Origin of the sequence: Gordonia sp. SID5947 (genome assembly GCF_009862785.1) — a bacterium.
Classification (GTDB): Bacteria; Actinomycetota; Actinomycetes; order Mycobacteriales; family Mycobacteriaceae; genus Gordonia.
The window spans coordinates 2,286,101-2,299,763 of record NZ_WWHU01000001.1; the positions used below are offsets into that span (position 1 = coordinate 2,286,101).

11 protein-coding genes and 1 pseudogene are annotated in these 13,663 nt (G+C 64.5%); 8 read left to right on the plus strand and 4 right to left on the minus strand.

Translation table 11 applies throughout. The features are described 5' to 3' along the window. Positions 1-143 precede the first annotated feature (143 nt). From GTV32_RS10595 to GTV32_RS10620, 6 genes are all read left to right on the plus strand, one after another. Positions 144-740, plus strand: coding sequence for a carboxymuconolactone decarboxylase family protein (locus GTV32_RS10595; RefSeq protein ID WP_161060293.1), 597 nt, complete (start codon positions 144-146; stop codon positions 738-740). 72 nt (positions 741-812) lie between these two features. After that, entirely contained in the window at positions 813-1,646 is an 834-nt protein-coding gene (locus GTV32_RS10600) for a mycofactocin-coupled SDR family oxidoreductase (RefSeq protein ID WP_161060294.1), read from the plus strand. A gap of 33 nt (positions 1,647-1,679) precedes the next feature. Continuing rightward, entirely contained in the window at positions 1,680-3,152 is a 1,473-nt protein-coding gene (locus GTV32_RS10605; protein WP_161060295.1) for an aldehyde dehydrogenase family protein, read from the plus strand. Positions 3,153-3,309: 157 nt separating this feature from the next. Next, entirely contained in the window at positions 3,310-4,590 is a 1,281-nt protein-coding gene (locus GTV32_RS10610) for a cytochrome P450 (protein ID WP_161060296.1), read from the plus strand. Between the two features lie 6 nt (positions 4,591-4,596). Further along, positions 4,597-6,051: an aldehyde dehydrogenase family protein gene (locus GTV32_RS10615; RefSeq protein WP_161060297.1), complete on the plus strand. Its 1,455-nt coding sequence runs from the start codon at positions 4,597-4,599 to the stop codon at positions 6,049-6,051. 241 nt (positions 6,052-6,292) lie between these two features. Continuing rightward, complete coding sequence (locus GTV32_RS10620; RefSeq protein ID WP_161060298.1) at positions 6,293-6,730, plus strand: hypothetical protein; 438 nt, start codon at positions 6,293-6,295, stop codon at positions 6,728-6,730. Between the two features lie 61 nt (positions 6,731-6,791). On the opposite strand, the pseudogene GTV32_RS10625 reads toward GTV32_RS10620, so the two are convergent. The 4 genes and pseudogenes from GTV32_RS10625 to GTV32_RS10640 form a co-directional block, all read right to left on the minus strand. Next, positions 6,792-7,959 (minus strand): annotated as a pseudogene (locus GTV32_RS10625) (beta-ketoacyl synthase N-terminal-like domain-containing protein). Then, positions 7,956-9,128: an OB-fold domain-containing protein gene (locus tag GTV32_RS10630; RefSeq protein ID WP_161060299.1), complete on the minus strand. Its 1,173-nt coding sequence runs from the start codon at positions 9,126-9,128 to the stop codon at positions 7,956-7,958. Before GTV32_RS10630 ends, GTV32_RS10625 begins: the two are co-directional and overlap by 4 nt. A gap of 19 nt (positions 9,129-9,147) precedes the next feature. After that, positions 9,148-10,353 carry a CoA transferase gene (locus GTV32_RS10635; RefSeq protein ID WP_161060300.1) on the minus strand — a complete coding sequence of 402 codons (1,206 nt, stop codon included), beginning with the start codon at positions 10,351-10,353 and terminating at the stop codon, positions 9,148-9,150. Continuing rightward, positions 10,350-11,894 carry an aldehyde dehydrogenase family protein gene (locus tag GTV32_RS10640; protein WP_161060301.1) on the minus strand — a complete coding sequence of 515 codons (1,545 nt, stop codon included), beginning with the start codon at positions 11,892-11,894 and terminating at the stop codon, positions 10,350-10,352. Before GTV32_RS10640 ends, GTV32_RS10635 begins: the two co-directional genes overlap by 4 nt. Before the next feature lie 182 nt (positions 11,895-12,076). Here GTV32_RS10640 and GTV32_RS10645 point away from each other — a divergent pair, with 182 nt between their 5' ends. Further along, positions 12,077-12,883, plus strand: coding sequence for a TauD/TfdA family dioxygenase (locus tag GTV32_RS10645; RefSeq protein WP_161060302.1), 807 nt, complete (start codon positions 12,077-12,079; stop codon positions 12,881-12,883). After that, positions 12,880-13,584 carry an SDR family NAD(P)-dependent oxidoreductase gene (locus GTV32_RS10650; protein ID WP_161060303.1) on the plus strand — a complete coding sequence of 235 codons (705 nt, stop codon included), beginning with the start codon at positions 12,880-12,882 and terminating at the stop codon, positions 13,582-13,584. Before GTV32_RS10645 ends, GTV32_RS10650 begins: the two co-directional genes overlap by 4 nt. The last annotated feature ends 79 nt before the right edge of the window (positions 13,585-13,663 follow it).

Genomic DNA, 13,663 nt, shown 5'->3' on the forward strand with positions numbered 1-13,663 from the left:
ACGGACACCTATAGCATTCGCAGCGCTGCCGCACCAACGTCTCGGACCCCTTTGAACAGGCGAAACATGACTGGCTCCTCGACCAGATCTGGGAACGGCCGGGCCTGGGCAGACGCGAGCGCCGCTGGGTGACATTGACGTGTGTGGGTGCCGCGGACGCGCAGAAGCCGATCGACGATCAGGTCGACGACGCACTGCGCAGTGGCGACATCACGATCGACGAGATGCTGGAGTTCGTATTGCACTTCGCCGTCTACAACGGGTGGCCCAAAGCATCACACCTCGAGGGAGTCGTCCGTCGCTCCTGGGCGACCATCGATCGCGAACGCGGCGGCTCCGGTGCGGTGCCCAAGCCAGAGAACTCCAGTCTCGGCATCAGCGACTGGGACGCTCGAATATTTCGGGGCACAGAGGAATTCAAATCTGTCAATCTGATTGAGGCGCCCGGACCGGACACCCCCTACATCCACGCAGGAATCCTGAACTTCGTATTCGGCCACGTGTGGCAGCGCCCAGCACTGTGCCGCCGTGATCGTCGATTCATCACCGTCGCCTCCGTGGCCGTGTGCGACGCCGTCACACCATTGCATTCGCATACGGGGTCGGCGCTCGAGTCCGGCGACATCACCAAACCGGAGATGGATGAGGTGGTCCTACAACTCGCGGCCTATGCGGGCTTCGCCAAGGGGGAAGCCTTGCATTGCGCCAGCGAGGAAGCCTGGGCGCGGCTCAATCCGTAGCCGGCCGTCTCACCATCGGTGAACCATCACGGCCCCTCTCGGCCGTCGACACGAAAGTAGAAGAGCATCAACATGTCACAACTCGAGGGACGCGTCGCGTTCATCACCGGAGCGGCACGTGGCCAAGGCCGTGCGCACGCCATTCGTCTCGCCCAGGACGGCGCGGACATCATCGCTGTGGACATCTGCGAGAACGTGGCATCGATGACGTATCCGAACAGCTCCTCGGAGGATCTCGACGAGACGGTGCGGCTGGTCGAGAAGGAAGGGCGCCGCATCGTGGCCCGCACTGCGGATGTCCGTGACTTCGCGGCGCTGTCCGCAGCGTTTCAAGAAGGGTTCGACGAGTTCGGCCGCGTCGACATCATCATCGCGAATGCGGGCATCATCAAGATGGGTCCTGAGGACCCGGACAACTTCCTCGCCGAATGGAACGACGTCATCGACACGAATCTGACCGGCGTCTTCTACACGATCCGGGCGGCCTTGCCTGCACTGCGCCAGGGCGGGCGCGGCGGTTCGATCGTGATCACGAGTTCATCGGCCGGCATCAAGGCCTCGGCCTCGATCAACGCAAGCGGCAACGCCTACGCGTCGGCCAAGCGAGGCGTCGTCGCCCTCATGCAGGGTCTGGCGAACTATCTGGCTCCGGAGTGGATTCGAGTCAATACGATCCACCCGACAGGGGTGGCAAGCGGGATGACGATCAACGAAGCGATGCAGAAATTGATGGCCGAGGCGGCCGCCGGCGGCGCGAACACCATCTCCGGCATGCAGAATGCCCTACCGATCCAGATGCTCGAACCCGAGGACGTCGCCGGTGCCGTCTCGTATCTGGTGTCCGACGAGGCGAAGTTCATCACCGGCACCCAGTGGGCGCTCGACGCGGGGTTCACGGTGCGATGACAACTGTTCCCTCCCTTGAGAACAGAGGCACTCATGACCATCGGAACTGAGTCCCTTCCCGCCGATGTGCTGCCGACCGGTCTGCTGATCGGCGGCGACCGGGTGAACCATTCATCCGCGGGAAGCCACGAACACATCTATCCGGCCACCGGGAAGCCCAATGCCACTGTCACACTCGCCGGCTTCGACGAGGTCGATCGCGCCGTCGCCGCGGCGCGCGAAGCCCAGCGCGAGTGGATGTCGCTGACCACGGGTCGGCGACGCGACATCCTGTTCGACCTGGCCGACGCGGTACACGCCGAACTCGACATACTCGGGCGACTGAGCGTCCACGATTTCGCCGTGCCCATACGTACTGCACCCGGGCACGCCATGCTCGCGGAGAGCTTCATCCGGTACTACGCCGGCCACGTCGACAAAGCGCATGGGGAGAATTCACCGGTCTCGGGTAGACACGACCTCAACATCATCGACAGGGAACCCTACGGTGTGGTCGGCGTCATCGCTCCGTGGAACGGGCCGATGGTGGTCGTCGGTTTGAACGTCGCACCCGCGCTGGCCGCGGGCAATGCGGTCATCCTCAAGCCATCCGAGATGTCACCGTTCAGCGCATTGCGATTCGGCGAGATTTGCCTCGAAGCCGGACTGCCGCCCGGGCTGGTGAATGTCCTTCCGGCTGACGCCGACGGAGGGCACGCGCTCGTGTCGCATCCTGGGATCGGAAAGATTCACTTCACCGGCGGCGGCACCACTGCGCGCAAGGTATTGGCGACCGCCGCGGCGAACCTGACTCCGGTGGCCACCGAACTCGGCGGCAAATCGGCGAACATCATCTTCGCCGATGCCGACCTCGAACAGGCCGCGATCCTCGCGGCCTGGCAGGGCCCCCTCGGGCAATCGGGCCAGAGTTGCGCCTGCGGTAGCCGAATCCTGGTTCAGCAGTCGGTCTACGACGAGTTCATGCAACGCTTCCTCGCGGTACTGGACGCGGCGCCGATGGGAGATCCGTTCGACCCCGCCGTCATGGTGGGCCCGGTGATCAGCGAGTCGGCACTACATCGAATCCTCGGCGTCATCGATGACGCAGTCGACAGCAGGCACGGTGTGCTGACCACCGGAGGTCATCGAGCCGGCGGAGAACTCGGCACGGGCTATTACATCGAACCGACAGTGTTCGCCGACGTCGACAACCGTTCGCCCCTTGCGACCGAGGAGACCTTCGGTCCGGTGGTGTCGGTGATGAGATTCCACGAGGACGACGATGCCATCGCCATCGCCAACGACACCGAGTTCGGTTTGAATGCCTATGTTGCGACAGCAAACCTCAAACGGGCACATAGGCTTTCACGCGCTCTCGAATCCGGATCGGTCTGGATCAACCGAAACAGTGACATTTCGCCTCAAGGCCCCTACGGCGGCTTCAAGAAGAGCGGAACCGGGAGGTCGGGAGGCATTGAAGGACTTCACGAGTTCCAACAGGTCAAGAACACCCGCATCGGACTCTAGAAGTGGCGGCCATCCGAAACCTGTGCCCTCCCGACATCGTTGTGACGATCCCGTCCTTTCCGACCGCGTCGTCTCGCTCGATTCCGTGTCCGCCCGGTTCGAATCCGGCGCCATCTCCCCAGCCCGTGTTGTAAGCATGTTGAAAGGTCCATCAGCGATGACAAACCCAGCCACAGTCGACTACTTCTCCGACAGCGCCGTGTCCCAAGACCCGTACGCCTATTGGGACCATCTACGGAGTCTGGGCCCGGTGACCCGAGAGCCCTATCAGAACGTCATAGCAGTGACCGGATACCAGGAAGCGCAGGAAGCCTTCAAGGACACCGACTCTTTTTCGGCCGTCAACGCCATTGGCGGACCTTTCCCCCCGCTGCCCTTCCAACCCGACGGTGACGACATCACCGAGCAGATCGAAGCCCACCGGCACGAGTTCCCGATCTTCGAGCACATGGTCACGATGGACCCGCCGGACCACCACAAGGCGCGCTCCCTCCTGCTCCGACTGCTGACACCACGTCGACTCCAAGAGAACGAGGAGTTCGTCTGGAATCTCGCGGACCGGCAGATAGACGAGTTCATCGAGCGTCGGCGCTGCGAGTTCCTCACCGATTACGGAAAGCCGTTCGCCACTCTTGCCATCGCCGATCTCCTCGGCGTACCAGAGGCAGACCGCGATGAAGTCCGTCGCAATCTCGGCGCAGGCAACGCGCCGGGTAGCAGAGTCGGGGCACTCGATCACGAGCCGGTCGGAAGCAACCCGCTTCAGTACCTCGATGACCTCTTCGCGAGTTACATCACGGCTCGGCGGGAAGCCCCCCGGGACGACGTCCTCGGCGGACTCGCCTCGGCCACCTACCCCGACGGGTCGGTGCCACCCGTGATCGAGGTGGTTCATCCCGCAACATTCCTGTTCGCCGCCGGCCAGGAGACGGTCACCAAACTCCTCAGCTCGGCACTGGTGGTCTTGTGTGAGCGACCCGATCTCCAGGATGAGTTGCGCGCCGATCGCACGCTGATCGTCCCGTTCATCGAAGAGGCGCTGCGCATGGAGAGTCCCACGAAGGTGGACTTCCGATTGGCTCGCAAGTCGACCACGCTCGGCGGCATCGACATCGCCGCCGGTTCCGTCATCATGCTGTGCCTCGGCGCAGCCAACCGTGATCCGCGAAAGTTCGAGAATCCCAATGAGTTCCGGCTGGATCGGAAGAACGTCCGCGAGCACATCGCATTCGGCCGTGGGATTCACACCTGCGCGGGCGCCCCGCTCGCCCGCGTCGAGGGTCGGGTGACGATCAACCGACTGCTCGATCGCATGACCGACATCAGAATCGACGAATCGATCCACGGGTCGGCCGGGCAACGAAGCTTTGCCTACGAGCCAACCTTCCTGCTGCGGGGTCTGACCGAATTGCACATCGAGTTCGACGAGAAGAAGTGAGAAGTGATGACCAGTGTTGAATCGATTCTGGATGATCTCCGCAGCCGCGCCGGCGACGGCGAGGCGATCACGATCATCAACCCCGTCACCGAAGAACCGATAGCCGAGTTCCCCGACGGCGGTGCGAAGGCAGTCGACGAAGCGGTCGCACGAGCCCGCGCATCGTATGACGCCGCTGTCTGGCACGGACTACCCGGGAACGAACGCGCCAGGATCATGTGGCGCGTGGCGGATCTGATGGACCGGCACGCCGACGATCTCGCCTCGCTCGATTCCCTCAACACCGGCATGAACCGTGACCAGGCCAAGTCGATCATCGGGACGAGTGCCGAAGTCTTCCGGTACTACGGTGGCTGGTGCACCAAGCTGAACGGGATAGCACACGACGTCCAGATGACCGGCGGTATCACCGGTGCGTATTCGAACATGCATGCCTACACTCTGAAAGAGCCGTACGGCGTGGTGGGTCTGATCTTCCCGTGGAACGGACCGGTGTTCAATTTTGCGGCCAAACTCGCCCCGGCACTTGCGGCAGGATGCAGTGCGGTGGTCAAACCAGCTGAGGAGACGCCTCTTTCGGCCCTCCTTCTGGAGCGGATACTCGCCGAGGCCGGTGTACCCGACGGAGTCGTCAATCTGGTGCTCGGCTATGGCCACACCGCGGGGAAGGCGATCACGGAGCATCCGGACGTCGACAAGGTCGCCTTCACCGGTTCCACCGAGGTCGGCAGGCAAATCGTCGCAGCTGCAGCAGGCAACCTCAAGCGGGTGATGCTCGAACTCGGCGGGAAGTCGCCGGTACTGATCTATGACGACGCCGATCTCGAGCAGGCCATCACGATGGCAGGGATGGGGATCTTCATCCACTCCGGTCAGGGATGCATCTGCGGGTCCCGGATCTTCGTCCAGCGTGGCGTGTACGACCAGGTCCTCGAAGGCCTCTCCATGGTCGCCGACGGGGTCACGCTCGGCGGCCCGGAAGAGGACGCCCTGATCGGCCCGCTGATCAGTGAGAAACAGCTCAACCGTGTCACCGGTTTCATCGAGGAGGGCAAACGCGACGGAGTGGAGGTGGTGACCGGAGGCCATCGCCTCGATCGCCGCGGCTATTTCGTTCACCCGACCGTCGTCACAGACGTCCGACCGACGATGGACTTGTTCCAGCAGGAGGTCTTCGGACCTGTCGTGGCGGTCATGCCCTTCGACGATGACGACGAGGTCATAGCGCTTGCCAACGACTCCGACTACGGACTCGCGGCGACCGCCTGGACCAAGGACCTCGGCCGCGCCCATCGGCTGGCGAAGCGACTCGAGGCGGGAACCGTGACGCTCAACTGCCAGATGGTGTTCGATCAATCGATGCCGTTCGGCGGTTACAAACAGTCGGGTTGGGGACACGAATGGGGCCGGGACGGTGTCGAGAGTTATCTGAAGACCAAGACCGTGTACGCCCAGCTCTGAGAAGCCTGCGAGGCTGACCTGGCCCGGCGGGCCAGGGTCAGCCTCGCCACACCTGGAAGACGGAGACCACGTGACCATTTTGACAACAAGTTTCGCGGGTCCGCACGTGCACGGCGCACGTGAAGTCGCTCGCGCACGTTCTTCGGCACGGAAGCGCCCCCTGCGCTACCGTCTCGCGGCGATCGCCCGAGATCCGATGGAGGCGGTCGTTTTTGCCGGGGGGTGGTTGTTCGATCATTCGATGGCAGGCTGGGATATCAGCGTCCACGTGCTCGAGGACGGTCCGATCCTGCCGTTGGAGATCTTGGGCGCGCGGGTGTTCGATCTGCGCTACTCCCTCGACCACCCAACGGATGATCCATGGCCACAATCGCTGGCGATCTCGGCAAGCGTCCTGGATGTCCACGAGCGACTTCGGATGAGCGCGGTGGCGGCAGTCGAAACCGGCCGGGTCGATCTGCGCACATGGGCCGCAGCACCGTCGGACGTCCTCGAACTGAGCGCGTCGTCGACGCGTTATCACCTGAGTGTCGCGGCGCAGGCCTTCAAGCGTCGCGCGCTCGAAGTATCGGGGCTGCCGGTGTCAGTGGCCCACGCCGTAGAGGACTTCGAGGTCGCCAGTGCTCCGTCGACGGGTCATCATGCGGAATCACTCTCGGCACGTCTGGCGGCGAGGTAGCAGGTCTCTCTCCGATGGCGTGGTGCCGGTTGCCCGTGGGTGGCCGGCACCACGTCTGCGTTCACCTCGCCATGGTGCCCGGCCCGCAGAGGATCGTCACCGCTGCGACCGATGTCGGCCCCCGACATTGTGTGCCAGACCGGTCCGCGCGCCGTCGACCTGATTGGCCGCGGTCCCCGCAACTGCTCGAACAACTCGACGCACTGTGCCACACCTGTCGCACCGGGCGGGTGGCCCTTCGACTTCAGACCGCCGCTCGTGTTCACCGGTAGCGACCCGCCGATCGTCGTCTCCCCCGCCTCGAGCAGCTTGTAGCCCTCGAATCGGTTGGCGAACCCCAGATCCTCGTAGCTGATGAGTTCGATTCCGGTGAAGAAGTCATGCACCTCGGCCACGTCGATGTCGCCTGGCGACAGGCCCGCCATGTCGAATGCACGCTGCGCCGCACGCACCGTCGCGGGGAACGATGTCAGATCGGTCTTGTGCTGATGCATCACAGAGTCGAGCCCGAGGCCCACGCCGGCAACCCAGACCGGCCTGTCGGTGTACCGATCGACAACGTCCTCGGACACCAGGATCAGTGCGGCCGCCCCGTCGCTCAACGGCGCGCAGTCGTACACGCTGAACGGTTCGACCACGGTGGGTGCCGACAGCGCCTGTTCCCGGGTGATCTCGAATTGCAGCCGGGCCTTGGGGTTGGTGGTCCCGTGGTGATGATTCTTGACCGCGACCATGGCCAGATGCTCTCGTGTGGCCGGAGACTCGTGGAGATATCGGTTCACATGCAATGCCACACCGGCAGGTGCCACCAGGCCGAGGGGGTACTCCCAGGCCATGTCCCGTGACATGGCTTCCCACTCCCACACGACATTCTTCGACGCGGTCTCACGCAGCTTGTCGGCACCTGCCACCAGCGCGACGTCCACCGCGCCCGAGGCGATCGCGTACACCGCGTTGCGCACGGCGTCATTGCCGGTGGCACAAGAGTTCTCGACTCGCGTCACCGGTATCCCGTCGATTCCGAGCGAGTCTGCGACGATTCCCGATGCAAACCCGTCGGTCGTCCCGACCGCGCCGAACCAGGCCGCCTCGATGTCTCCCTTGTCGATACCCTTGTCGACCGAGGCGGCGCAGTCCGCGAACGCCATCGGTACGAGATCTTTGACCCCGAGCGCGAAATGCTCTGCGAACGGCGTCATCCCGGCGCCTACGATCGCCACTCTCTTCATGCGGTCAATCCTTCCGGCTCGAAGGCGTAGCCGTAGTCGGGTACGCCGGACCGGACGGCCAGCCGGCGCAGCACCAGACGCCCCCGGTCCCCGATCCCCACCAATCCCACGTGCGCGCCCGTCACCTTCACCAACGCACGCACGCCGACTTCGTCGAGCTCGACGAGGACAAGCGAATAGGGCGACGGCAGGCCCGGGATGGGGACATGAACGGTGGCCTCCGAATAGACGACGCCGGAACGGGGCAACGGTACGAGCTCATAGTCGGTGCGCAGTTCACCTCCGGCGGCCACGTGATACCGGGGCGGGAAGTCGAGGACGTCACTGTCGGCGAACCTCCCTGCCTCCCAGCGCACCTTGGCGACAAAGGCTCGCTCGTAGGCGGCCAGCGAGATCCGCAGTTCGTCGTCGGACGCCATCGGCTCCTCCGACTTCGGACGTGCCGACGGCTCCCGGCGATGCACCGTGACATCGCCTTCGGTGGCGGTCACTCCCGACAGACTCGCCTGTTCGACGGCCACCAGCCGGCCGTCGAGACCGTGCTCGGCCATGTACGCCAGTGCGAACAGGACCGAACTGGCGCCGATGGTCGGCAGGCCGGCATCGACCTCGGCAAGGTCGGCGGCGTGTTTGTCCTCGACCCCGGCCACCACAGTCGGCCGATCCAGCCAGGACTCGGCCAGCGATGCGACCAGGCCGCGATCGTGCAGAAGTCGGGGATCACCGTAATCGTGCACGGCACCAGTGGATTTACGTGTACGCACCGGGAGGCTGCGGGCGATCCGGCCGGATGTGCGCACGCCGAGCCCTCGGTCCGCGGTGAGAACCGCTGAGGCGCCGGCCGGATCGAGATCGACGCCGATGATCAGCGTCCGGGATCGGGCGGAACTCAACGCATCCAGCGTGGCCGGTGCGCCGCCGAGACGCTCGACCACCTCGAGCTCCGGATCGAGATCCAACCCGGCCAACAGCACTGCGGCGTTGCTACTCTCGAGCAGAGGGAGTTCTCGACTGACCACGACGACGGAATCGACCGATCCGCCCGATTCCAACGCGGCACGTCCGGCCTCGACCGCCAGCGTGATCGCATCTTCGTCGTCGCCGGCCACGCGGCGATTCCCCGAACCCCATCTGGGCAGATATGTACCTATCGTGGTGATGAACGGCATGGGTGTTCCTCGTCCGATCTCAGGTGACCGCGCCCGCGGTCTTCAATTCGATGATCCGGTCCCAGTCCATCCCGAGTTCCTGGAGGATCTCGTCGGTGTGCTCGGCGAACTCGGGTGCGGCGGTGACCGCCGCCGCAGCGACGTCGAACTGGACCGGATTTCCCACCAGTTCGAGTTCACCCGCGTTCACGATGTAGTCGTTGGCCCGGATCTGGGGATCGTCACCGACCTGCCGCGAATCCTGCACCGGCGCCCACGGACCCGCCAGGGTCGCGAATCGTTCCGTCCAGTCTCCGAGGGTGCGTTCGGCGATGATCTCCCGCAGGATGGCCACCGCCTCGGACGTGTTCTCCGCCAGCAACTCTGCGCTGGCAAACCTCGGGTCCTCAGCGAGTTCCGGACGTTCGACGTGTTTACATACGTCGGGCCAGAACTTCCCGGCCTGCAGCATGACGAATGAGATGTAGCGGTTGTCGGCGGTCTTGTAGAGCCCCGACAACGGGTTGGTCGGCGACCCGTGGCCGCCCTGCGCAGGCGCCTCCATCGGCTTGTCGAGATGCAGCGAGAGGGCCACGGTGTGACCCATCGACCACAGGCCGCTGCCCAGGAGAGAGACGTCGACCACCGAGGGCTCACCGGTCCGTTCCCGCTTGAGCAGCGCGGCGGCGATACCCCCGGCCAGGTTGGTTCCCGAGATCGTGTCACCGAACGCCGGGCCGGGCGGGCTGATGAGGCCCTCGGTGCCAGATGGTGTCAGCGTCGCCGCGATGCCACCGCGTGACCAGAAGGCGGTCATGTCATAACCACCCTTGTCGGACTCGGCACCCCTCGGACCGAGCGCGCTCCCCCGCGCATAGACGATCGACGGGTTCACGTCTCGGATGTCGTCGACATCGATCCCGAACCTCGCCCGCGGCCCCGGCAGGAAACTGGTGAGGAAGACGTCGGCCTTGCGCACCAGCTCGTAGACCACCTCGCGCCCCTCCGGACGCGACATGTCGATGCCGATACTGCGCTTACCCCGGTTGGCATGTTCGACATTGGGATTGGGATCGCCCTCGACGCGGAAGGTACCGGTCTGGCGCAGTCCGCGCTGCGGGTCGCCGGTCACCGCGTGCTCGACCTTGATGACCTCGGCTCCCCACTCGCGCAGGACCGCACCCGCGGAGGGCACGAACCCGTACATCGCGACCTCGAGGATGGTGAAACCCTCCAGCGGCTTCATGATTCCACCGCCTCGGCGAAGGCCTTGATCTCGGTGAACTCGTGCAGCCCCGCGACGCCCATCTCCCGGCCGATTCCGGACTCCTTGTATCCACCGAACGGCACGTCGGCGGAGAAGTAGTTGCCGCCGTTGATGCTGAACGTACCCGTCCGGATCGCCCGGCCGACCGCGGCACCTCGAGCCGAATCCGTGGTGAGGACACCGCCCGACAACCCGTATCTCGAGTTGTTGGCGATCGCGATGGCGTGCTCGTCTCCGTCATGCGGGATCATTGCCAGCACCGGGCCGAAGACCTCTTCCTGCGCGATCTCGCTGTCGGGATCGACACCGGCGAGAAGCGTAGGCGCGTAGAAGAATCCGGGATCGATGCGCTGTCCGCCACGGACGAGGCGAGCGCCGGCCTCGACGGCACGCTGGACCAGCCCGTCGACCTTGTCACGCTGGCGCTCACTGATCAGCGGTCCCATGTAGGTCTTGTCGTCGGTCGGGTCACCGACGGTCACATGGTCGAGCATCGCCCCGACCATCTCCGCGAGCTGATCGTGCTTGTCGCGCGGCACGATCAGCCGAGTGGTCAGTGCACACCCCTGGCCCGCGTGACTGCAGATCGTGAACGCCGCGAACTGAGCTGCCTTCATCAGGTCCGCGTCGTCGAGGACGATGAGTGCCGACTTTCCGCCCAGTTCGAGGAAGACCCGCTTCAGCGAGCCGGCTGCATCGGCCATGATCTGCTTGCCCACCGGTGTCGACCCGGTGAAGGTGACGACGTCCACATCGGGATGTGCCACCATCGTCTGGCCGACCTCGACCTTCGACGAGGTGATGATGTTGACGACGCCTGCCGGGATGTCGGTGTGCTCGGCGATGATCTCACCCAGCGCCAGCGTCACCAGGGGTGTGTCCGGAGCACCCTTGAGGACCACCGTGCAACCTGCCGCCAGCGAGGGCGCGAGCTTCGCCAGCGCCAACTGGTTCGGGTAGTTGTAGGCGATGATGGCCGAAACCACACCCGCGGGTTCGCGTTCGGTCCAGCGACGGTGCTGCTGCCCGCGGATCTCGATCTCCCCGAGATCCTCGGTGAACGAGTGGTTCTCCAGGAGATCGGCGTAATAGCGGACGATCTCGATGGGGGCGTCGAGCTGGTTGCCCTTCGTGAGCATCTTGGTGGCGCCGACCTCGGCGATCGTCAGGTCACGGAGTTCCTCCGCGTGCTCGAGCAGCGCCTTGTGCAGTTGATCGAGGCACCGTGCGCGGAGCGCGATGTCGGTGGCCCACCCTGACTTCTCGAATGCCGTTCGCGCAGCGGCGATCGCGGCATTCGCGTCGTCCACGCCGGCGTCCGGTGCCGAGCCCAGCACCTCACCTGTTGCCGGATTGATCGTCTCGAAGGTTTCCGCCGATGTGACGAGCTGCCCGTCGATCAACAGTCGCTTCTGGATACCGCCGGAAACCTGCCTCGAATCGACCGCATTCGAGCCGCTGGTCGTCATCGTGTCCTGGGCCACCACGCGCCCTCCCACTCCCTTGATTGAAAATGTCATTCTCGTATATGACTAACGTCACATTCGCATACAATGACCGAGGACGCAAGGGAGGCGGCCGGCCACAGATGCCACACAGGCCGCAAGTCGGACAGTGGCTTCACGACAGATCAACCCCATCTGACACTTGCCGATTACTATTTTTCGAGAGTACCGTTCTCACCTATGGAAGGGAGATTCTTGTGATCGAGACCTCAGCCCTCACCCCCGCGATGGGCGTGAAAGTGTCCGGAATCGACGATCTACGCGATCCTGCGGTGATCGGTCGGTGCCTCGAAGCGTTGAAATGGCGCGGCGTCCTGCTCATCCGGGGCCTGCACCTCGACGACGAGGCCCAGGTGGCGTTCAGCAAACAGCTCGGACCGGTCCTCGCACCTGCCGGCAAAGAGGTCTTCGTGGTGTCACTCGATCCGGCGAAGTCCCGGTCGGCGGAGTACCTCAAAGGCACCTTCCACTGGCATATCGACGACACCACCAACGACGTCCCCGCGCGGGCGACCATGCTGACGGCGCGTCATGTGGCGATGGTCGGCGGCGGCACCGAGTTCGCCAGCACCTACGCCGCCTACGAGAACCTGCCCGAACAGGATCGCAAGCGGTACGACGGCCTCCGCGTCGTACACACCTTCGAGGCGTCACAGCGGCTGGTGCATCCGGATCCGACCGACGAGCAGCTCTCCGCCTGGCGCACCCTGCCCTCGCATGAGAGTGCTTTGGTGTGGCAGCGACGGGACGGACGACGGTCGCTGGTGATCGGGGCGACCGCTGATCACATCGTCGGCATGCGCCCGGAAGAGAGTCGCGAGTTGCTCGACGAGCTACTCGCCTGGTCGACTCAGGAGCGGTTCTCCTATGTCCACGAGTGGGAAAAGGACGACGTGGTGATCTGGGACAACACCGGGATGCTACATCGCGCACTGCCCTACGACCCGTCGTCGGAACGGACCATGCACCGGACGACCATAGCCGGAGACGAGGCGTGGTCGTGAAGAACGCTGTCGTCACCGGCGGCGGCTCCGGAATCGGGCTCGCGGTCGCCGAACGCCTCCGCAGTCAGGGCTATCACGTGGCGACCATCGATCTCCGACCCGGTGACGAGTCGTCGGCCGAGGCCGCCGACGTCACCGACCGCGAGCAGGTGGACACCGCCATGGGGAAGATCCGCGAAAACCTCGGACCGATCACCATTCTGGTCAACGCGGCAGGAGTCGACGGGTTCAAGCGATTCGCGAAACTCGACTTCGCCGAATGGCAGAAGGTCATCGACGTCAACCTCAACGGCGTCTTCCATTGCACCCAGGCGGTACTACCGGACATGGTCGACGCGGGTTGGGGACGGATCGTCAACATCTCGTCCTCGAGCGCCCATTCAGGTCAGCCGTATATGACGCATTACGTCGCAGCCAAGTCCGCGGTCAACGGACTGACCAAGGCACTGGCCCTCGAGCTGGGCCCGCAGGGCATCACCGTCAACGCGGTACCACCCGGGTTCATCGACACCCCGATGCTGCGAAATGCCGAGGGGCACAAGCGTCTCGGTGGAACGGTCGACGATCACATCGAGCGGACACCGGTGCGACGGGTCGGTCGACCCGAAGACATCGCCGCCGCGTGCGCCTTTCTCATCTCCGACGAGGCCAGCTACATCACCGGACAGATCCTCGGCGTCAACGGAGGCCGGAACACCTGATCACCCGGTTTCCCCGAGTCGGCCGGAAACCGTCCACCCAACGCCGCGGATCGAACACGACGCGGCCCCACAGAAGGAG